The organism is Acidimicrobiales bacterium, from assembly GCA_041394185.1.
GTDB lineage: Bacteria > Actinomycetota > Acidimicrobiia > Acidimicrobiales > Poriferisodalaceae > JAAETH01.
The window spans coordinates 1624125-1645048 of the sequence record JAWKIQ010000001.1; the positions used below are offsets into that span (position 1 = coordinate 1624125).

A 20924-nucleotide genomic window follows, 5' to 3' on the forward strand; every position below is an offset into this window, starting at 1 on the left:
CATCGGCGAACCGAAACTGACCCCAGATTCGGAAACTGACCCCAGATTCGGCAGTTCGGGTGGGTGGGGGCTGGCCGCGTAGGGTTCTCGGGTGTCCATCGTGTTGCTCATCGCCTGCATCGTCGTCGTCACGCTGATCGACTGGATCGCAGTGCTGCGGGACTGGGGGCGGGTCGAGGAGGTCGCCAAACCGCTGGTGATGTTGTTGCTGCTTGTGGTGACACTGGAGTCCCTGGATGGCGCTCAGCGGACCGCGGTGGCAGCCGCGGTCGTGTTCGGCCTGTTGGGCGACGTCGCGTTGCTGAACAGGATCGACGCCTTCATCGCCGGCCTCGGCGCATTCCTGGTGGGGCATCTCCTGTACGTGGCGGGGTTCGCGATCGAAGGCCTCAAACCGGCGCCCACGGCCATCGGGGTGGTCGCTGCGGTGGTTTTGGTGGGTGCGCTCGGCCGACCGATCATCGCGGCGGTACGGCACACGCCCCTGCACATACCCGTCGCCGTCTACGTGGTGGTCATCGCCGCGATGGTGGCGACGTCGATCGGAACCACGCGATGGGTGGCTGCCGCCGGCGGAGTGATGTTCGCCCTGTCAGACGCACTGTTGGGAAACGACCGCTTCGTCACCCCCCGCACCGACCGGCGCATCGTGGTGATGGTGCTCTACCACCTGGGCCAGTTCGCAATCGTCGGCGGATTGGCCTGACCGAAGGTCAGTCGAGGTCACCCACGGTGAGCTCATTGGCCGAATCGAGCACTCGTTGGGTCATTTCGAGATGTCGACCTCCAGTTGAGGTACAGGGATGTGCCGCCAGGACGTCGAGGTTCAGTTCGAGGCCCAGGCCTGGCTCGGTAGGGGCCAGCACGAACCCCGAATCCCACTCGAGGGGGCGGTCGACCACGGCGTCGTGGAAGTCGGTTCGGATGGTCTCGAGAATCAAGAAGCTGGGGCTGGTGAATCCGACGTGGGCCGCAGCGGCGTGGGCCACCGGCCCGCAGTAGATGTGCGGAGCTACCTGGGCGTTGTACAACTCGGTAAGAGCTGCGATGCGCTTGAGTTCGCGGATGCCACCACATCGCCCCACATTGGGCTGAACAATCCGAACGCCGGCATCCAAGGCGGCCTTGAACTCGATGGCCGTTGTGAGCCTCTCCCCCGTCGCCACAGGAATCGACGTGGCCGCAGCCACCTCGCCGATCGCCGCCATCTGGTCAGGTGGGCACGGCTCCTCGAACCACAGCGGATCGAACGCTTCGAGACGCCGCGCCAGGCGTATCGCCGACGACGTTGTCATCTGGCCGTGAGTGCCGAACAAGATGTCGGCGCGGTCACCTACGGCGTCCCTGATGGCCGCCGCGTTGTCCTGACAGCGCCGCAGCTCTGTGAGCGACAGCTCTCTGCCGCCCTGAATGGTGTAGGGCCCGGCGGGGTCTTGTTTGACCGCAGTCCAGCCCATGTCGACATAACGCGCCGCGGCGTCGGCGGCTGCCGCGGGGTCGTGGTAGACGTCGGGTGTGCCTGGCAGCGGCTGTCCACGATCGTCGACGTCGAGCGGGTAGAGGTATGTATAGGCCCGCAGCCGATCGCGCAGGCGCCCGCCCAGAAGCTCGTACACCGGCACTCCGTGCGCCTTGCCCAAGATGTCCCACACGGCCATCTCGATGCCGCTGAACACACCCATCGCCGTGACATCGGGCCGCTGGGTGAAACCCGCCGAGTACGCCCGCCGAAACATCAGCTCGAGCTGATGCGGATCGGTTCCGGCGATGTAGCGATCGAACATGTCGACGGCGGCGGCGGTCACCACATCTGGGCCGAACGGCACCCCGTAGCACTCGCCCACCCCCTCGATGCCCGTGTCGGTAGTGACGCGCACGAACACCCAGAAAGCGCCGCCTATGCCCGTGGGTGGGGCGGTCACGAATGTGTCGATCGACTCGAGCTTCATGCCTCCACCATCCCAGATCCGGCGGGTTCGACCGACAAACGCCAATTTGGCCGCGGCCGTATCCGCGGTGTGGCCGCGTACGTTGACACCATCACCATGCGACGCACGGGCAACAGCCGATTGGCAGGAACCTTCGAACGAACCCTCGCCGCCGCACGGGCCGGCGAGGGTTGGGCGATGCGCGCCCTGTACGAATCGGTGGTGGACCGCGTGGCTTCGTACGCACGAGGCCAGGGTGCAGAGGACCCAGATGCGCTGGCCAACGAGACGCTCTATCGGAGCCTCAGCCGTGTTGGCGAGTTCGCAGGTGACGAGGCCGGTTTTCGCTCGTGGGTGTTCACCATCGCTCACAACCTGATCATCGACGACCGCCGGCGGCAGGCCAGACGCCCTCAGTCGGTCGATGACGGCGCCGCGGTCGACCTCGCCTCGCCCGTCGCAGGGCCCGAGGCCGTGGCGTTGTCCAACTGCAGCGCAGAGGCCCTTGTGGCCGCCGTGCACGAACTGACGGACAACCAGCGAGATGTCTTGCTGCTGCGTGTGATAGCCGACCTGTCGCTGGACGAGGTCGCCACACTGACCGGTCGTCCGGTTGGCGCGGTCAAGGCACTTCAGCACCGCGGACTTGCGAGCCTTCGCCGTCGCCTGGCCGTATCCGAAACGTCCAACGCTGCGTTCACCAATACGCCATGAACGAATACGAATCTCTCCACGGTGAAGACCCAGAACCACAGCGGACCCAGGCCGACTTCGAGGCCATCCGGTCGGCGCTGAGTTCGGACCCCGTCGCCCCGTCACCCCTGGTGGCGGGCCTGTTCCACGACAGACCCAGGTCGCACCGCGTGTCACGGTTGGCCCTCGTCGCTGCTGCTGCCGCCACGCTTGTGCTGGCCGGCTTCGCGGTGGTTGCGCAGCGCCCCAAAGGCACCACTGCCACCGTTGCAGCTTCGGCGCCTGCATCGGGCCCCAGCGTGTCGATGGCCTACGTGGCTCCTGCACCCGACGGTGCCGAATCCGACGGTGCGACCCAATCCGAGACCTCGGACTCGGCAGGCTCCGACGCACCCGACGCACAGGCCGGAGACACCGGCTTCTGGTACTGCGTGTTTGTCGCCACGCCGGAAGGTGTGCCGACTCCTCCGGGCGCACAGCCCGGCGTTGCCGACGAGCCTCCCCTCGACGACTGCGTGACCATCGACGGATTCGAGCCGATGACACCTGAGGAGTTGGCGGCGTTGTTCCCCGAATTCGGCCCGCTGGTCGACCTGGCCGCTCGCTTTCCGGACGGGTTCGAGTTCCCCGACGGATTCGATCTTCCGGGCCTGCTCGAGTTCCCTGATCTGTTCGATCTGCCAGAGGGTTTCGAGTTCCCAGACGACTTCGGCCACTGGGACATCGATCACCTGCCTCAGCTGTTCGAGTTTCCCGACCCGGCAGATCTGGACGAGCTGTTCCAGTTCGAACTGCCAGAGGGGTTCGTCGAGCTGGACCCGTCAGGACAAGAGGACGGATGTCGCACCTTCTCGACGCCACCCGCCGAGCAGGCAACTGGCGATGCTGCTGCGGCCGAGCTGACCATCTGCCTGGACAACGGACTGGGGCTCGACACCCTCGACGGCGACCTCGACGAAGCCACCGCTCGCATGGACGAGGCGAGGCGCCGCATAGAAGAGGCCGAACGCCGCCTCGAAGAGTTCTTCGACCGGGTGTTCAAGCGGTCGCAGTAACCGCTACCGACGCAGCGTCAGGCTTGGCCGCCCGCCGGGGCGAATGCTCGGTTGCCGGTGATTCGTGCCAGCAGCTCGGCCTGCACGCGGTCGGAGTCTTCGATCGGAACCTGGCAGGTGCCCGCAGCGGTGTGGCCGCCGCCGCCGTATTCGAGCATCAGCTCGCCGATGTTCACCCTGGCACCACGATCGATGATCGACTTGCCCACGGCGAACACCATGTTCTGGCGTTTGAATCCCCAGATCTTGTGGATCGACACATTGCACTGCGGGAACAGGGCATAGATGTAGAAGCGGTTAGCGGCGTAGATCGTCTCTTCGGCCGTGAGGTCGAGCAGGACCACGTGATCGTGAACGCTCGAACAACGAAGGATCTGATCGCGGGACAGGTCTGCGTGCTCGTAGTACAGGGCAACGCGCTCTGCGACGTCGGGCTGTTCCATGATGTCGTCGATCGAGAGCCGGCCGCAGTCCTCGACCAGCTTCATCATCAGGTCGTAGTTCGAGATCTTGAAGTCCTGGAAACGGCCCAGACCGGTGCGCGGGTCCATAACGAAGTTCAGCAGCTCCCACTTTCCGGGGCGCAGGATCTCATCGATCGTGTATCGAGCCGCGTCGGCCTTGTCGACCGCGTCCAACATGTCGTCCCAGCTGGCGGGGAACTTGTCGTGCCCGCCGAAACAACGCCAGACCACCCTGGCGGCGGACGGGGCTGTGGGGTCGATCACGTGGTTGGAGGCCCGCTCGTTGCGCAGGGTCTCCGACTCGTGGTGGTCGATGCACAGGTGCACGTTGGGCACATAGGGAAGGTTGGTGGTGATGTCGCGCCCGGTGGTCTCGACCTTGCCATCCTGCATGTCCTTGGGGTGGACGAACTTGATGTCGTCGATCATGTCGAGGTGGTGCATGAGCACCGCGCACACCAGCCCGTCGAAGTCGGATCGGGTAACCAGCCGGTACTTGTCTGTCACGTCAGATCTCCTGGAGTGGTCAACGCCGCTTATCCATCGGCACACCGAACCCCCGAATCGAGCAACAAGTGTCGATACGGTGTGAAACATGGCCCATTGCCCACCCTTCGATTCACCAGACCACGATCCGGTGCTGGCCGCGCTGGCCGGGCTGGGGATACAGCACGAGATCGTGGCCTGCGACCCGGCGCTGGCCGACACCGCCGAGTTCTGCGCGCACTACGGCTATTCGCTCGACCAGAGCGCCAACGCCATAGTGGTGAAGGGCAAGTCGGAACCGCCGGTGTTTGCGATGTGTCTGGTCCTGGCGACCACCCAGGCAGATGTCAACCGCACGGTTCGCAAACGGCTGGGCACGAAGAAGGCGTCGTTCGCCTCGCCAGACGAGACCATTGCGCTGACCGGCATGCAGATCGGTGGGGTGACACCTTTCGGCAAGCCCGACGACCTGCCGTTGTGGGTCGACGCGCGGGTCGGCGAATGCGAGGCGGTGATTGTTGGAGGCGGTTCGCGCGACAGGAAGATCTTGTTGCCTCCAGACGGCCTGCTGCTGTTGCCCGGGGCCGAGCTGGTCGCGGATCTGGCTCGTGAGCGTTGAGCACAGGCCAGAAGCCAGCCTCAGATCTGCGAACGGCCCCGCTCGATGATCGACGCCCGACGTTGCTCGACCGTTTCCGCGCCATAGCGGTGCTGGCGTCGAAAGGCCGTTGACGCATCGCCTTCGATGATCCAAGAGTGGGCAAGGCGGGCCCGTTCTTGTTCGGCGTAGGTGGCCAGCATCCTCTCGACCCCGGCTCGGTCGTTGCCTGCGATGTCGGCGGCGACGGCCATCGTGCGCGCCATCAGCTCGCCGTGGGGAACCACCTCGTTCACCAAACCCCATGTCAGCGCAGTGTGGGCGTCGATGTAGTTGCCCGACAGCGACATCTGACGAGCGCGCCTGACCCCGACGGCGTCGGCCAGAAGAGGCGTGAGACCCCACCCCGGCATGACGCCGACGCGGGCGTGTGTGTCGGCGAACCGGGCGTGCTCGGAGGCGATCAAGAAGTCGCAGTTGAGGGCCAGCTCGAAACCGCCGGTGACAGCAGCTCCGTTGATTGCGCCGATGACGGGCTTGGTCAGTGGCGCCCACGGTCTGACGCTGCCCTTCCAGTCGTCGATCGACACCGCCGAACGGTTGTCGCCGCTGCCGAGCTCTACCAGGTCGAGGCCGGCACAAAATGCCGGGTCGGCCCCGGTCAACACCACGACTGCGACAGAGTCGTCGCGCTCGGCCGCCGACATCGCCTTGGGCAGCCCCGACCGGATGGCAGCGTTGATGGCGTTGCGCTGTTGGGGGCGATTCAGGGTGATTACGGCGACTCGACCGACCGTTTCGACTGTTACATGATCTTGCACGGCTTCCCCTCGCCCGGCTTTCGATGGCGCTAGCGTTCGTTCGATCGTCCGATGATGTCAGGAGTCATCCAGCATGACCCAAGCCGAACCCCTAGCCAGGGACCAGATCGACGGATGCCACGCGGACAGGTGCCAGGTAGCGATATGAAGGCCTTCGTACACGGCAACCCCGAAACGGCCGATATCTGGAAGCCTTTGGTGGCCGAGCTGAAGCTTCACGGCGTCGACGATGTGGTGTTGCTGACCCCTCCGGGATTTGGGGCCAGGCCTCCGAAGGGCTGGGAAGCCACTCCGTCCGCGTACATCGACTGGCTGGCGGGCCGGTTGGAAGAGCTGGGCGGCAATGTCGATCTCGTGGGCCACGACTGGGGCGCGGGCCACACCTTCGGTCTGGCCGCCACCCGACCCGACCTTCTGAGGTCGTACGCGGCTGACTGCGGTGGCCTGTTGCACCCCGACTATGTGTGGCACGACGCGGCGCAGGGTTGGCAAACCCCCGACCTGGGCGAGCAGATGATGGACGGCATGCTCGACGCGGGCGCCGACGGTCTGACGGCGGCCTACCAGGGATTTGGTCTGTCGGAAGACATCGCCAGGCCGATGGCCGAGGCGTTCAACGGCGACATGGCGCACTGCATCTTGACCCTGTATCGGGCCGCCACACAGCCCCATCTGCAGCTGTTGGGCGATCGCCTGGCCGGGGCCGAGAAGCGGCCGGCGTTGCTGATAGTTCCCACCGAAGACCCCTATGTGCCGGCCGAGATGGCCATGCCGGTCGCAGAGCGGCTGGGTGCCAGGACTCTGCAGCTAGAGGGCTTGGGACACTGGTGGATGGTCGAATCGCCCGAGCGGGCTGCTCGCGGCCTGCTCGACTTCTGGACCGTCGCCTGAGCTCAACCCGCCGCGGCGGTGGGCAGCGGACACGACTGGAGTTGATAGGTCGCGAGCCGTTTGCGCAGCGCCCACAGCAAGATCGCGATGGCCGCCAGGCCAACAAGGGGTTGCACGGGTGCCCACCAGCTGAGCGCTCCGGACGTTCCGACCAGAGCCACCACCGCCTGATTGCACACCGGGCATCCGACCGCCAGGAAGGACACGAAACCACCCCACACCGTGCGGGTTTCTTCCTTCTCACCGGCGCCCTCTGGCACGCGGATGGCGAAGATCAGCCCGATGAGCAGCGAGGTGACGGCCAGAATTGCGTAGTCGATCGGTCGGATCTCGACCGGCCGGCCGAAGATCGGTGTGTCGATGAGGTCGGAGGGAACCCCGATCAGCACGGCAGCGATCAACGCTACGGGTATGGCCCGAAGCCAGGTCGATGCGGGCAACTGTCGGAGTTGATCGAACACAGGATTTGCAACCCTCGCGGCGTTCGTGACATTCCGCACCGTTCGGTGCGGACGCGGTTGTAGCGTCGAAGCCATGCGAAGGTTACTAGCCGCAGGCGCTCTCTCGGTGGCCGCAGCAGCACTTGGGGCCCGGTTCGCCGAGCGCAGGGTTCTGGACGAGCTCGAGTCGACAGAACCTCCCAGCTGGTGGAAGACCCCTCGGTTTCCGACCGGCGAGGTGCACCACATACCCACCGACGACGGCGGCGTCATCGCAGCCGAAGACGCCGGCGACCCTGCCGACCCGGCCGTGGTGCTTGTGCACGGAATCACCCAGAACCACCACGACCTGGGTCTCATAGCCGACGTCCTGGTTCAAACCGGTTTCAGGGTCATCGGTGTCGACCAGCGCGGACACGGCGAATCTGAGGCAGGAACCGACGGATATGGTGCGGCGCGCTTGGGGCACGACCTGGCCACAGTGCTCGAGTATTTCGATCTCGACGGTGCGATCCTGTGCGGCCACTCGATGGGCGGTATCGCCATACAGAGCCTGCTGACCAGCGGCCACCAGGCGACACACCGGGTCCACGCTGCGGTGCTGGTGGCCACCACCCCGGCGACCAATCGTCCCGAGCACCGCTTAGCAGGTCTTGCAGCCGGCACTCGCGCAGCCGAGTGGATCGAGGCTCACCGCGAACATGGCCGGTTCTTCACCCGCGCCACGTTCGGCAAGCGCGCCAGCAGCGCCCAGGTCGACGCGGTGCTGCAATCGAGCCTCAACTGCCGACGCGAAACCAAGCGCGACGCCGCCCAGGCACTGGGCAGCTACAACGTGCTGTCATCGCTGCCATCGATCGACCTGCCCGTATTCGTCGTGTACGGAACACGCGACCGGGTTACCCCACCTCGCGACAATGCCAAGATCGTCGCCGCGACCGGTGCCCACGAGATGGTGTTGGCCGGGCTCGGGCATTCGATACCGCAGGAAGATCCGGCAGCGGTGGCGCAGGCCGTTCGCCTGGCGGCTACAGCGCAGCGCTGACGACGCGGTCGCGGCCGCCTTCTTTGGCCTCGTACAGCGCCGAGTCCGCGGCCGCGGCCAGGGCTTCGACACCCTCTGGGTCGCCCGGATAGGCCGCCACGCCAACCGACACGGTGACGTGCTGAACCGACCCGTCGGACAGCGGGATGGGCGTCTGCGCAACGGCTTCGCGAACCCGCTCCAGGACCTCGGCGGCGGCCTCGAGGTCGCAGTCGTGCAGCAGCACCGAGAACTCCTCGCCCCCATAGCGGTAGACGACATCGCTGGACCTGACATTGATCTCGATCGCACGAGCCACCGCCTGCAGGGCTCGATCTCCGGCACGGTGTCCGAAGGTGTCGTTGAAGCGCTTGAAGTGGTCGACGTCGATCATCGCGAAGCAGACGCCCGAACCGCTGACGAGTCCCATGTCGGTGTCGAGGCTGCGTCGGTTGCGAAGCTGCGTCAGGCCGTCCACGTCGGCCGCCGTCACCGCTGTGCGGTGAGCCTCCGCGGCTTGCAGGGCCGCTCCGACCATCGGGGCCAGGGCTTCCAGGGCGTGCAGTTCTTGGGGCCCGAAGGGTGAGCTCGCATCCCGGAACACCACCAGGGCGCCTTCGACGCCACCGTTGGCAATGACCGCAACCGAGGCAACCGCGCCGCCGCCCGAACCCAGCAGGGGGTCTGCTGCGACGACCTCGATGACCTTTTGGCCAGCCTCGAGCACGCGGCCCACGACTCCCCCGCGGATCAGCGATGGGCTGAAGACGCCGGATGCCGAAGCCACAGCGACCTCGGCGCCACCTTCTGTCTTTGCGATGTAGGCGGCAGCGTCAGCACCGGTGAGCCTGTTCGACTCGTCTACGGCGATCGAACGCACCTGGTCGGCGTCGAGCGCCGACGTCATGCGCCGCGAGATGTCGAGCATGGCGCCGACATCGGCCGCTGTGGGCGTAGGTCCGGTCGGCCGCTCGCCGCCCCGGCGTCGAAACGCCATGGCGCCTGCCAGTGCCAACACCAACAGCACGGCCCCACCGCCGAGCGCCAAGGGCAACGCCGAGCCACCCTCGCCAGACGCGGGCTGGCCGTCGGCAGCAGGAAGCCCTGCCGGCGCCGCGGCGACAGCAGCGGTCGTCGACGTCACCCGCTGTTCGACGATGGTCGTCGGGGCTGCTGTGGATGCGACGGTCGCTGGGGTGATGGTGGTGGGAGGGCTGGTCGTCGGGGGTGCTGTCTGTTCGGCCTCCAACTGCAGAACCCGAGGTTCTGTCCACATGCCGAGGTCGATCTCACCGTCGCTGTCCAGCGACAGCAGAACGTCCATCACCAGCACCCGATCGCGGTCTCGCACCGGCAGCGGCGGACCACCACGTCGGCGGGCCAGGTCGGCAATCGCGTCGAGCCACTGGCCCGGATCGAGAAAGTTGCGTTGACCGTTCTCGATCAGGCTGAACAACGGATCGGGTATGACACCCAGGGTCAGGTCGACCTCGTCGCTGATCCACTCCCACTCGCGATCGGGAAGCAAGCTGAGCAGCAGGTCGTTGTCGTCGTCGACCAAGATCAGCTCTTCGATCAGTTCGTCGCGGGTCATGTGGTCGAAGCCGACCTCGTTGCGCATCCTGTCGATGGCCGGGGTCGACTCGAACGCGTCCAGCTCGATGAGCAGCAAGAGCTCGTACATCGCTCCGACGAGGCCCATCTCGGTCCAGTTCTCGTCGGGCACCACAACAGGCGTCTGAGCCTGCACTGGGCGCGCCAGCAGAGTTGTGGCTGGCAACGAACTGACCAGCATCAACATCAGCATCAACAACCCGCGGCGCACCCGACCCCATCGGTCGGCGCCCGTGCTGCCTTGAGCCTTTGGGCTCTCGGCCGACATGATCGGACATCTATGAACAGATCGCCCCTAAGGCAGACGGCGGCGGTGCTCGTGGGCTTGGCGGTGCTTGGCGCCTGCTCTGACACCGATGCCGCCAGCAGCTCGACGACCATCTCGGTGATCGAAAACCCGACCACGGAACCGGCCCAGACGACGTCTGCCCCGACCAGCTCGGCAGGCGATGGGGGCTCTACAACCACGGTTCCGGAGGGGTCTACGACCACCGAAGAACCGGCCACCACAACCAGCACCCTGCCTGCGCCGGTGGAAGGCCCGGTTTACATCGTGTCCGACGACCTGGTCGTCGGCTGGTACGAGGACGGCGACTGGGTGATGCCAGACCCGTCGGGCACTACTGCCCCTCCCCTCGCCGGGGTCGAGCTTCGAGACCTGACGGGCCAGGTGATGGGAGCTGTCGGCGCGGACCCCACGCCCGGGTGTTTCCCCGAGGACGACCGTGCCAACTGGCAGGTCGAGTTGGAAGGCGCAACCCTGATCTCGGGCACGCACCAGCTGAGACCCCGTGAAGTGTTGGAGACCTCTCCGACACCCGAGTACGTCGAATTGGTCCAGTCGATCGTCGACAGCACCGGCGCACCTGCAACGATCGAGATCGACCGGGTGCTGCGTTTCGATCTGGAGGGTGACGGTGTCGACGAGGTTCTGATCGAGGCCAACTCGGTAGACGCCGGCGACCCCTACGACCTGAACCCCGGGCAATACTCGGTGCTCTTGTTGCGCCGCATCGGCCCGGACGGCGAGGTCGACAACGTCGTGCTGCACAGCGAGGGCGCACCCGCCGGAGACGAATTCGTCTACATGACGTACTTCTACATTCGTGGGCTCGCCGACATCGATGGCGACAACACGTTCGAACTGATCGCTTCGTATTCGGGGTTCGAGTGGTTCGGTGTCGACGTCGTGGACCTCACCGGCGACACCTCGAACCTGCTCAACGCGGGTTGTGGTGTCTAGTCTTCGCCTATGGATCTGAATCTCGTTGGCAAGACCGCACTGGTAACCGGAGCATCGTCGGGGTTGGGGCTGGGTTGTGCCCGCGCCCTGGCCGCCGAAGGCGCCAAGGTGGTGATGGCGTCGCGCTCGCTCGAAAAGTTGACCGAGGCCGCCGCATCGGTGCCAGGAGCCGTGGTGATGGTGGCCGACGTCTCCGACGACCAGCAGCGTTCGGACCTTCTCGACCGGGTGGCCGACGAGGTGGGTCACGTCGACATCCTCATAGCCAACGCCGGCGGCCCTCCCCCAGGCGGATTCGCCAGCACGGACGTCGATGCCTACCGGCCGGCGATCGACCTCAACCTGATGCCCACCGTCGACATGTGCAAACGCCTCATTCCTGCCATGCAGGAGAAGGGTTGGGGGCGGGTCGTGGCAATCACCTCGATGGCCGTTCGCGAGCCCAACGAGCGCCTCATCCTGTCCAACACGGCACGCGCCGGTCTGACGGCGTTCCTGAAGACCCTTGCCCGCGAGGTCGCGGGCGACGGCATCACCGTGAACACCCTCCAGCCGGGCGTGCACGCGACGCCGCGGCTGAACGATCTGTACGTCGACCTCGACACCATCGCCAAGGGTGTTCCGGCCAAGAAGTTGGGCGATCCAGACGACTTCGGCCGGGTCGCCGCATTCCTGTGCTCGGATTCGGCCCAGTTCATCACCGGCGCTTCGATACCGCTCGACGGCGGCGCCGGCCGGGGGCTCCAGTAGGCGCAATCGCTTAGCTGGCGGGCACCACAACCACGGGCCGTTTGCTGTGCCTCACGACGGCCTCGGCCGTGTTGCCCAGCAAAAGGTTGTGAAGCGGCCCGTGCCGATGCCGTGCGACGACGATCAGGTCGGCCTCGATCTCGTCGGCAACCTCCAGAATCGTCTCGGTGGTGGGGCCTACGCGCAGTATCGGGTCTGACGTGGTGGCGCCCCGCTGAGCGAGGTCGTCGGTCTGGCGCGTCATCTCGGAGACCTCGTCGGACAGTTCGTGAACCCGGTCGACGATGCTGGCCGGGCCGCCGGGCTCGTCATATCCCACCAGCGACGGTTCGGGTGCTGCCGCATGCATCAGCGTCACCGTTGCACCGGACTCGATCGCCAGCCGTCCGGCGAGCTCTACCACCGCCGAGGCAGCAGGGCTGAAATCAACACACGCCAGGATCTTCATCACCGCACCAAACCGATCTGGGGCCGAGCTCGCCGCGGCCCGTTCGAATGAAACTCCTGTGTCGAGTAGCGATCCGCCCGAATCCCCTCGGGCCAACTCCGGGGGCCCAAACCTGCCTTTCGCCACAGCAGGTCGAGGAAGGTCGCCCTGTCTGGGCACTGGGCCCACACCGCCGGCAGCAGCGTGGCCCTGTGGCCGGGTGCCCTCACCAACAGGCCGTCGGTGCCTGCCGCGACCTGCTGCGCGAACCGGTCAAATGAGCCGGCCCGAATCGGTTCGAGCGGGCCCAGCACCGAAACCTCGACGTCCATTGCCCTGAAGTCATCGATGGTGATCGCCGGCAGTCGAGGGTCGCTGAACGCGGCCGCCACCGCGTTGGCGGCGACATCGTTTGCCAACGAACGCCTGGGCTCGATCGACCCGATGCAGCCGAGCAGGTTTGGTCCCCGATGAAGGCTGACGAACGATGCTGCCGGCTGCTCGAGCACGTCGCGGAATCGGTCGAGGCCGTCGACGGGTTCGGCCTCCAGACCCAACTCGACCGCGATCGCACCTATCGCCAGCTGGACCAGAACCCGGCCTACCTCGGGCTCGATCAGAGCCGTCATGCTGCACTCGCATAAGCGAACGACCCATACCCGACGACGCGCCAATGATCGCCACCGGCGTCGGCGGAGGTCGCCATGGCCAGCAGACGGGCCTGCAGGCCGTGCCGTTTGGCCGCAACCACAGCCCCCTTCAAAGGCATGGCACCACAAGCCCTGTCGGTGGTGATGGCATCGAGATCGCCTGCCAGCACGGCGTCGACGGTGACCCGGTCGAGCGACTGGGCCTCGGGCAAAGGCAGATAGTGGCTCAGATCGGTCGATATCACGATGAGGGTTTCTTCTGTGCCCCAGCAACGGTCGAGCAGCGCGGCCACCTCGCCCGGCTCGGTGTGCCCGACCACCACGGGCACCAGCTCGAAACCGTCGGGCAGCAGGCGCTGAAGGAACGGCACCTGCTCCTCGAGGGCGTGCTCGCGCATGTGGGGCACTTCGTCGACCACCACCCCGGGCAGCGTCGCCAGATCGTCGACCGTGCCGCGATCGACAGCGACGTCTCCCAACGGTGTACGCCAGACATCGGCGGCCGACACCGCCATTGCGCGCAACGGCACCGTGTGCGATGGGCCCAGCAGAACCACCCTGGTGGGCTTGGGTTCCAGTTCATCGACCAGGGCGTAGGCGTGTGCGGCCACGGCTGCCGAGAAGCGGTAGCCGGCGTGCGGGACGACGATGACCTTGGGGCCGATCGCGGCCGGGCGGTCGCTGCGGCGTGCCGCCAGATATCTGTCGACCTCGGCGGCCAATGAGCGGGCGTCCTTGGGGTAGAACAACCCGGCGACTGCGGGAAACCGTACTCGCGTTGTCATGACCCTCTCCCCTCGATCGACACCGGTTGGCGCCTTCGGCCCCAGTTGCCCGGTGGCCCGTCGAAACGACCGTGAATGACGTGACCGCACGCCCCACACCTGCCGTCGTCTGTGATCTGGTGGCTGCGGATCTGGTACCAGTCGCGGACGATGACCGCGGCCCCACATGCCGGACACCAGGTGGTGTCGCCGTCGGCATCGTGGACGTTGCCCGTGTACGCGTGGTGAATCCCACTCTCGAGTGCAATCGACCGGGCCCGCGCCAGGGTCTCGGGTGGTGTGGGAGGCGTGTCGAGCATCCGGAAATCGGGATGAAAAGCCGAGAAGTGGATGGGAACGTCGGGCCCGACCTCGTCAACCACCCAATCACACATGGCGCTGATCTCGTCGTCGGAGTCGTTGTGCCCCGGAATAACCAGGTTGGTCAGCTCGACCCACACGTCGGTGTGGTTGCAGAGGTACGAGATGGTCTCGAGCGTGACCGCCAGCGAGCTGCCGGTGAGGTGCCGGTAGAAGTCCTCGTCGAACGCCTTGAGGTCGACATTGACGGCGTCGATGTGCCTGAACATCTCGACGCGTGGTTCGGGGCATACGTAGCCGGCGGTGACCCCGACCGTCTTGATCCCCCGTTCCCGGCAGGCGATAGCTGTGTCGTTGGCGTATTCCAGGAAGATCACCGGATCGTTGTAGGTGAAAGCAACGCTGGTGCATCCCAGCTCGACCGCTGCCTCGGCTATCGCTCGAGGTGTGGCCGCCGATCCCAAGGAATGAATCTGTTTCGACTTGGAGATGTCCCAGTTCTGGCAAAAGCGGCAGACCAGGTTGCAGCCGGCGGTGCCGAACGACAGCACTGGTGTGCCGGGATAGAAGTGGTTGAGGGGCTTCTTCTCGATTGGGTCGATGCAGTAGCCGCTCGATCGCCCATAGGTGGTCAGAACGATTCCGTCGCTGGCCGGGTCGGGGCTGCGGCCCCGCACAAAACACACCCCGCGTTGGCCCTCGTGGAGCTTGCAAGCCCTGGGGCAGACGTCGCATTGCACGCGCCCATCGGCGAGACGGTGCCAGTAGCGGGTGGGCACCGTGAATCCATCATCGAGGACGATCGGCTCGCTCACGTTCCAACCCTACGGACGCCTACGCCCGCTGCAGGAGGGCCAAAAGTAGGGTTTCAACCGAATGTGTGGTCCGGAACCATCTCGATCCACAGCTTCCAGTAGGCCCCGATTCGCGTCGCAAACGCCGCGGGCACCTCGGCGTAGACCCTGGCCCCGGCGGCGGTCGCTCGCGACTCGAGGTCGAGCTGGATATCACGGGCCGCTGCCGCGACTCGGCGCCGCTCTGGGTCGGGACGCACCGACAACGCCATGCGCAGCACGTGAAGATCGTGATGATCGCCCACCGTCTCTCCTATGCCGTCCAGCTGAGCCACCAGTGGATCCAGAGCCGAGGGAGCAATGGGCTGCAACAGCCGTGCCTGATACCAGAGCTGTTTGACGCTCGACCGCCAACGGTGCAGTTGTTCGGGCCCGGCTCCGTGCACGACGACGTGAAGGCGGTCAGCTCCCCTGCGATAGGTGCCTTCCAGGCCTGTTGCCACCGCTCCGAAACCAGATCCCAGCCTCCACGCACGGGCGAAGGCAAGGGCCGTTTCCAGTTGCAGGACCGCGAGCTCCAGGTCGGGCGGGTCTTGGTGGGCACCGCCGATCTCGGCCGCCACCGCGACCGGGTCGATGGCGCTGGTGTCGACACCCCACTCGGTTTGCAGACGACCCAACCAACGCTGGGCCACGACCGCGTCGCGCGACGGGGCCAACTGGCGGGCGGCGTTGCGGCACAGCCGGTCGACGGCCCGGGCACCATCGCCCACAGAGGGCCCGACCAGCGCACAGACCCCGCGTACCTCCTTGCACCGCTTGCGCACCTCGTGCACGGCCTGCGCAACCTCGGCCGAAGCCGGATCGGCATAGGACCCCGAGTGTGCACTCATGGCGGCCACCAGCTCGGTTGCGTCCAGGAGTGCCTCGCGCACCACGCGGCGCACCGCATCGTCGACAGCCTCATCTCTTTCAACACGAAACACTGTCAGCGCTCCTCGGACGCGACGTTATCGCCATGTGATGCACCTCAGGTCAGCCCGCCAGCGGACGACAATTCACCTGATGCGAAGACTTCTCGGAGCTCTTGTCGCAGCTCTTCTGGTCGCGGTCGCAACGACCGCGGCTGTCCCGCGCCCGGCCACGGCCGCGCAACAGGCCCAGGACTCGTCGAAGCCTGTGGTGGTGGGCTCGGGGTCAGATCCCATCGACGTGCGGGTCGTCGACCTCGAAGACGCCGTTGTCGCAGGTGCCGCCCGCGGCGAAGACGGCCAAGGCGGTTGGTTCGTCACCGCCGCCGGTTCGGTAACCGCATTTGGCAACGCAACCCACCTGGGCGACCTGGCGGCCATCGACCTGGTCGAACCGATCGTCGCCATGGCATCGACGCCCTCGGGCAACGGCTACTGGCTGGCCGCCAGCGACGGCGGCGTGTTCGCCTTCGGCGACGCACCATTTCGAGGATCGGCCGGCGACATCGATCTGGTCGAACCGATCGTCGCCATGGCATCGACGCCCTCGGGCAACGGCTACTGGCTAGCTGCAAGCGACGGCGGCGTGTTCGCCTTCGGCGACGCACCATTTCGAGGATCCACGGGCGCGATACTGCTGGATCAGCCGGTGCGAGCGATGGTGAGCACCCCATCGGGCGGTGGCTACTGGCTGGCTGCCGAGGACGGCGGGGTGTTCGCGTTCGGCGACGCACCGTTCCTGGGTTCTACCGGCGGGGTTGCCCCAACCGCAGCGGTTGTGGACATGATCGCCCTCAGCGGCGACGGCTATTGGCTGGTGACCGAAGCCGGCACCACCGTGGCCTTCGGCACCGCCCCTCCCCCACCCCAGGTTCAATCGTCGGGCACGGTAGTGGCCGCCGAACGCGCAGGCTCGCAGTTGTGGCTGGTGCAGCACCCAACGCTCGACGTCGTATCGGCCTGGCAGTCCGGCGGTCTCTCGTCCCGAGCCGAGGCCGACATCGTGGCCGCGGCCGCCGACCACGGCGCGACCTCGGTGGTCAGCCACACCGGCACCATCAGGGTGCTGTCTGTAACCAGGCGCGGCTCGGTGGTCGACGCCGCCGCACCCGGTTGGCAGATTCCCTTCACCGCTCGCGCCATCGACCCCAGCGCCGCCGCAGTATTCGTCGGTGGCGAGGTCGCCGGAGCGCTCGACCGCGGCGAAGTGGTCATGGGTCGCACCACCGCAAACCTCCGCGGTGCACGCCCTGGCGACCAGGTGACGTTCCTGGGTGGCGACGACGTGGCCAGAACTCGCACCATCGGCGCGGTGGTGTCCGAGGGTCGAACAGGGGCCGAGTTGTTGTTCGGCGACGCCGACGGCCGCAGTTTCGGGCTCGACCGTGCATCTTCGGTGTGGATCACCGGCATCGACGACGCCGACGCACTGACGGCTGCACTGCAGCAACTCGAATCGCAACACGCCTACCTGTCGTTCGGTCGCAGCTGGGACCCGGCAACACCAGACCCAGACTCGGTTCTGTCGACCTTGCGGCTGAAGGTCCTGTTGGGCGAGTTCGACTATCGCTACAGAAGCGGCGACGAGATCGAGATGGACCCCCGGTGGGTCGCCGACAACATCGTGGTGACCGACGTTCCCATCATCGGTCGCATCAGGTGCAACCGGGCCGCAGTCGACGACCTGTCGGCTGCACTGGCTCAGATCGAAGCCGCGGGGCTGGCGAGCCTGATCGATGTCGGCGACACCAGGCGCAACGGTGGCTGCTGGTATGCGCGACGCATCAGGGGCACGTCGGGTGACGCGATCTCACGCCACGCCTGGGGCCTCGCCGTCGACATCAACCCGGCCTCCAACCCCTGGGGCCGGCCACCCACCATGGACATGCGCATCGTCGAAATCTTCCGTGCCAACGGCTTTGCCTGGGGCGGCACGTGGACCAGACCAGACGGCATGCACTTCGAGTGGACCGGTCGAACGGACCAGTCGTCATGATCGATCGGCCGGTATCGATGTTGGGGTCGGTCGACTCGATCCTGTTCGACAACGCGCCGGTCGCCTATTCACTTCTGGACCTCAACGGTCGCCAGATCGGTGGAAACCGGGCCTATTGGGAGCTGTTCGGATACGACCCATCGGAGGCTGGGTCGATAGACGTCATGCGCCTGACCCACCCCGACGACCGCGAGCTGACCCGGCGCTACTTCGCCGACCTGCTCGGCGGCCAGGTGGAGGAAACGGCCATCGAGAAGCGGTACATCCGCAAAGACGGTTCGCAGTTCCTGGGCCGGCTCAAGGCCAAGGCGGTCAAGGACGAGATCGGCAAGCCCCGCTTCCTGGTGGGCGTCATCGAGGACATCACCGACGCCGCCGAGGCCAACCGGGCTCTGCGCGAGGCCGCGAACGCGCAAGCTTCGTTCGTCGCCGCGGTCAGTCACGAGCTGCGTTCACCGCTTCATTCGATCCTGGGTTTGGCCGAGCTGCTGTCGTTCTCGCTCAGCGGCGAAGACCGAGGCCGCGCCGACACCATCGTGCGACAGGCCGAGAACCTGCGAGCGCTGATCGACGACATCCTCGACATGTCCAGGGTTCAGGCCGGGGTGCTCGAGCTTCGCAACGAAGACTTCGACCCCGCCGAACTGGCCACCGACGTGGTCGAGACCGTCGCCAGCCTGGCGCTGGACGGTGTCGAGATAAACGCTGTGGCCGACCGCGACATACCGCCCCTGGTGTCGGGCCCGCGGGCGCGTCTCGAGCAGGTCCTGGTGAACCTGGCCTCGAATGCGTGCAAGTACACGGACAAGGGCGCCATCAACGTCATCGCCAGGCATCTGGAGGCAGACTTCTTTCGGTTCTCGGTAACCGACACCGGCGCGGGAATCGACCGAGCGCACCTGAACGAGATCTTCGAACCATTCCGCCAACCAGATGGTGGCCGCGGTGGTGTGGGTCTGGGCTTGGCGCTCAGCAAGGCCATCATCGAGCAGATGGGCGGCACCCTCGAGGTCACCAGCACTGTCGGCGAGGGTTCGTGTTTCTGGTTCGAAGTCGAGCTGCCCCGCGTTGCCGATGTGGCGGCCGGCGACCCGACCCATGCTCACGACACGCCCAGGCGTTCGCTGGGACGCGTTCTGGTGGTCGACGACAGCGAGGTGAACCGGATGCTGGCCCAGGCTCAGCTGTCGCGCCTGGGCTATGCGTGTGAAACGGCTTCGGACGGCACCCACGCGGTCGCCAACTTCGAACCGACCAGGTTCGTCGCGGTGTTGATGGACTGGTACATGCCCGAGATGGACGGTCTTGCCACCACCAAGGCCATCCGCCGGCTGGAGGCCGCCAACGGCTGGGACCAGACGCCAATCATCGCGGTGACCGCCAGCGCCATGCCCGGCGACCGCGAAGCCTGTGTGGCTGCGGGTATGAACGACTTCTTGCCCAAGCCGGCATCGCTCGAACAGCTCAAGCGGGTCCTCGGCAAGTGGGCGCGACGCAAGCCCGAGGCACCAAAGCCGCGGCCGGCAGAGCAAGCCGGCCCGGCCGACGACGCCGGCGCGATCGACGAACCGGTGATCGACACCAAGCCCTTCGAGGCCGCCTTGCGAAGGCTCGAGCGCGACCTGGGTTCGCGGGCGGCAGCCGTAGAGGTGTTCAACGCCTTCGTCGACGAGATGTACGAGCACTCGGCCAACCTCACCCAGACCGTCAGCTCGGGCGACCGCGCCAGAGCCGCCGTGGCCGCCCACTCGCTCAAGGGTGCGTCGCGCTCGGTTGGAGCGGTCGGGATAGCAACGCTGTGCGAGGCGGTCGAACGTTCGGCGCGCAGCTACAACGCCGACTTCTCCGACACGGCGCTGCAGATCGTCGAACAGGTCGAGCGGATCGCCCCCGCGATGCGCAAGGCGGTGGCGGGCTGACACGGCCGACGTCGGCTGACACACTGGCGGCGTTATGCAAAGCCAAGACGCTACATTCACGGCCTTCGACGGACTCACGCTGTACAGACGCAGCTGGCTTCCAGAGAACGACCCTCGCGCAGTGATCCTGCTTGTGCACGGATTGGGCGAACACTGCGGCCGTTACCAGCACGTGGCTGCGCGGCTGGTCGACGCCGGCTATGCCGTTCACGCCCTCGACCACCGCGGACACGGCCGATCTGAGGGCAAGCGGGCGTTCGTGAAGACCTATGACGAGTTCATGCGTGACCTCGCTCAGTTCCGCTCGATCGTCGAGTCCCAGCACCCTGGCAAGGCGCTGGTGATGCTGGGCCATTCGATGGGCGGCAACCTGGCGGTGGGCCATGCACTCGACCATCAGGCGGGGCTTGCCGGTCTTGCCCTCAGCGGCGCGGCACTCGAGGTGGGCGATGACTTCTCGCCCCTGCAGCTCAAGGTGTTCAGCCTGATCGCCAAGGTCGCTCCGGGTGTTCGGCCTCAGGGGCTGTCGGCAGATGCGATCAGCCGCGACCCGGCGGTGGTGGCCGCGTATCAGGCCGACCCGTTGGTGTATACGGGAAAGATCTCGGCCGGTCTCGGCGCGGCGCTGATCGGGGCGATGCAGTCGTTTCCAGACCGCTACGGCGAACTGACCCTGCCCATCTGGATCGGGCACGGCACCGAAGACCAACTCGCCGACATCGCCGGATCTCGCAAGCTCGAGGCCGCGGCTGTGAACGCTGCCGTGACGTCGCACTATTACGACGGGCTGTACCACGAGATCTTCAACGAGCCCGAACAGGCGCAGGTGCTTGACGACCTGGTCGCTTGGCTCGATGGGGTATGCCCCGACGGGGCTGCCTAACATCGATCTCACACCTTTTGGGGGATCACATGCAGACTCAGCTCGACCCATCCACCGGGTACCGCACCATCACGGTCACCAAGGCATCACCGAACGTCGGTGCCTACATCGGCGGAGTCGACATCGCTGCGGGGGTCGACGACGCCCAGTTCGAAGAGATCCGGCGCGCCTTCATCGAGCACTCGGTGATCT

General features: G+C 66.2%; 21 protein-coding genes. 11 read left to right on the forward strand and 10 right to left on the reverse strand.

Annotation, left to right across the window (positions count from 1 at the left end; all coding sequences use genetic code 11):
- Window positions 1-91 precede the first annotated feature (91 nt).
- Complete coding sequence (locus tag R2770_07395) at window positions 92-706, forward strand: lysoplasmalogenase (GenBank protein ID MEZ5280282.1); 615 nt, start codon at window positions 92-94, stop codon at window positions 704-706.
- A 7-nt stretch (window positions 707-713) separates the two neighbouring features.
- Here R2770_07395 and R2770_07400 read toward each other — a convergent pair whose 3' ends face one another.
- Window positions 714-1949 (reverse strand): mandelate racemase/muconate lactonizing enzyme family protein, encoded by a 1236-nt coding sequence (locus R2770_07400; protein ID MEZ5280283.1) that lies wholly within the window; start codon window positions 1947-1949, stop codon window positions 714-716.
- 69 nt (window positions 1950-2018) lie between these two features.
- Between R2770_07400 and R2770_07405 the strand changes: the two genes are divergently transcribed.
- Both R2770_07405 and R2770_07410 read left to right on the forward strand, forming a co-directional pair.
- Complete coding sequence (locus R2770_07405; protein MEZ5280284.1) at window positions 2019-2642, forward strand: sigma-70 family RNA polymerase sigma factor; 624 nt, start codon at window positions 2019-2021, stop codon at window positions 2640-2642.
- Window positions 2639-3676, forward strand: a complete 1038-nt coding sequence (locus R2770_07410) for a hypothetical protein (GenBank protein ID MEZ5280285.1) — start codon at window positions 2639-2641, stop codon at window positions 3674-3676. Before R2770_07405 ends, R2770_07410 begins: the two co-directional genes overlap by 4 nt.
- A 17-nt stretch (window positions 3677-3693) precedes the next feature.
- Here R2770_07410 and R2770_07415 read toward each other — a convergent pair whose 3' ends face one another.
- Window positions 3694-4647, reverse strand: coding sequence for an exopolyphosphatase (locus tag R2770_07415; protein MEZ5280286.1), 954 nt, complete (start codon window positions 4645-4647; stop codon window positions 3694-3696).
- 88 nt (window positions 4648-4735) lie between these two features.
- On the opposite strand from R2770_07415, the gene R2770_07420 reads away from it, so the two are divergent.
- Window positions 4736-5245 carry a YbaK/EbsC family protein gene (locus tag R2770_07420; protein ID MEZ5280287.1) on the forward strand — a complete coding sequence of 170 codons (510 nt, stop codon included), beginning with the start codon at window positions 4736-4738 and terminating at the stop codon, window positions 5243-5245.
- Window positions 5246-5265: 20 nt separating this feature from the next.
- Here the strand turns inward: R2770_07420 and R2770_07425 are convergent, their stop codons facing one another.
- Window positions 5266-6045 carry an enoyl-CoA hydratase gene (locus R2770_07425; GenBank protein ID MEZ5280288.1) on the reverse strand — a complete coding sequence of 260 codons (780 nt, stop codon included), beginning with the start codon at window positions 6043-6045 and terminating at the stop codon, window positions 5266-5268.
- A gap of 144 nt (window positions 6046-6189) precedes the next feature.
- Here R2770_07425 and R2770_07430 point away from each other — a divergent pair, with 144 nt between their 5' ends.
- Complete coding sequence (locus R2770_07430) at window positions 6190-6936, forward strand: alpha/beta hydrolase (protein ID MEZ5280289.1); 747 nt, start codon at window positions 6190-6192, stop codon at window positions 6934-6936.
- A gap of 2 nt (window positions 6937-6938) precedes the next feature.
- Here the strand turns inward: R2770_07430 and R2770_07435 are convergent, their stop codons facing one another.
- Window positions 6939-7397 carry a hypothetical protein gene (locus R2770_07435; protein MEZ5280290.1) on the reverse strand — a complete coding sequence of 153 codons (459 nt, stop codon included), beginning with the start codon at window positions 7395-7397 and terminating at the stop codon, window positions 6939-6941.
- Between the two features lie 73 nt (window positions 7398-7470).
- On the opposite strand from R2770_07435, the gene R2770_07440 reads away from it, so the two are divergent.
- Window positions 7471-8421, forward strand: a complete 951-nt coding sequence (locus R2770_07440; protein MEZ5280291.1) for an alpha/beta hydrolase — start codon at window positions 7471-7473, stop codon at window positions 8419-8421.
- Here the strand turns inward: R2770_07440 and R2770_07445 are convergent.
- The gene (locus R2770_07445) at window positions 8405-10282 is read right to left on the reverse strand and encodes a sensor domain-containing diguanylate cyclase (GenBank protein MEZ5280292.1); all 1878 of its coding nucleotides are present in this window, start codon (window positions 10280-10282) and stop codon (window positions 8405-8407) included. The two genes, R2770_07440 and R2770_07445, sit on opposite strands and share 17 nt — an antisense overlap.
- 12 nt (window positions 10283-10294) lie before the next feature.
- Here R2770_07445 and R2770_07450 point away from each other — a divergent pair, with 12 nt between their 5' ends.
- Together R2770_07450 and R2770_07455 are read left to right on the forward strand one after the other, a co-directional pair.
- Complete coding sequence (locus R2770_07450; protein ID MEZ5280293.1) at window positions 10295-11257, forward strand: hypothetical protein; 963 nt, start codon at window positions 10295-10297, stop codon at window positions 11255-11257.
- A 9-nt stretch (window positions 11258-11266) separates the two neighbouring features.
- Entirely contained in the window at window positions 11267-12007 is a 741-nt protein-coding gene (locus R2770_07455; protein ID MEZ5280294.1) for an SDR family oxidoreductase, read from the forward strand.
- Window positions 12008-12017: 10 nt separating this feature from the next.
- On the opposite strand, the gene R2770_07460 is transcribed toward R2770_07455, so the two are convergent.
- From R2770_07460 to R2770_07480, 5 genes are read right to left on the reverse strand one after another with little or no spacing between them, the layout of a single operon-like run.
- A complete protein-coding gene (locus R2770_07460; GenBank protein ID MEZ5280295.1) occupies window positions 12018-12455 on the reverse strand; it encodes a universal stress protein in 438 nt (145 codons plus the stop codon).
- Window positions 12455-13063: an AmmeMemoRadiSam system protein A gene (gene amrA, locus R2770_07465; GenBank protein MEZ5280296.1), complete on the reverse strand. Its 609-nt coding sequence runs from the start codon at window positions 13061-13063 to the stop codon at window positions 12455-12457. Before amrA ends, R2770_07460 begins: the two co-directional genes overlap by 1 nt.
- Window positions 13060-13869 carry an AmmeMemoRadiSam system protein B gene (amrB, locus tag R2770_07470; GenBank protein ID MEZ5280297.1) on the reverse strand — a complete coding sequence of 270 codons (810 nt, stop codon included), beginning with the start codon at window positions 13867-13869 and terminating at the stop codon, window positions 13060-13062. The genes amrA and amrB overlap by 4 nt, the downstream gene beginning before the upstream one ends.
- On the reverse strand, window positions 13866-14984 hold the full coding sequence (gene amrS, locus R2770_07475) for an AmmeMemoRadiSam system radical SAM enzyme (protein ID MEZ5280298.1): 1119 nt from the start codon (window positions 14982-14984) through the stop codon (window positions 13866-13868). Before amrS ends, amrB begins: the two co-directional genes overlap by 4 nt.
- A gap of 53 nt (window positions 14985-15037) precedes the next feature.
- The gene (locus R2770_07480) at window positions 15038-15949 is read right to left on the reverse strand and encodes a CHAD domain-containing protein (protein ID MEZ5280299.1); all 912 of its coding nucleotides are present in this window, start codon (window positions 15947-15949) and stop codon (window positions 15038-15040) included.
- Between the two features lie 79 nt (window positions 15950-16028).
- Between R2770_07480 and R2770_07485 the strand changes: the two genes are divergently transcribed.
- The 3 genes from R2770_07485 (at window position 16029) to R2770_07495 (ending at window position 20732) form a co-directional block, all read left to right on the forward strand.
- Entirely contained in the window at window positions 16029-17930 is a 1902-nt protein-coding gene (locus R2770_07485; protein MEZ5280300.1) for a M15 family metallopeptidase, read from the forward strand.
- The gene (locus R2770_07490) at window positions 17927-19849 is read left to right on the forward strand and encodes a response regulator (protein MEZ5280301.1); all 1923 of its coding nucleotides are present in this window, start codon (window positions 17927-17929) and stop codon (window positions 19847-19849) included. Before R2770_07485 ends, R2770_07490 begins: the two co-directional genes overlap by 4 nt.
- 121 nt (window positions 19850-19970) lie before the next feature.
- On the forward strand, window positions 19971-20732 hold the full coding sequence (locus R2770_07495; GenBank protein MEZ5280302.1) for an alpha/beta hydrolase: 762 nt from the start codon (window positions 19971-19973) through the stop codon (window positions 20730-20732).
- Window positions 20733-20924: the final 192 nt, after the last annotated feature.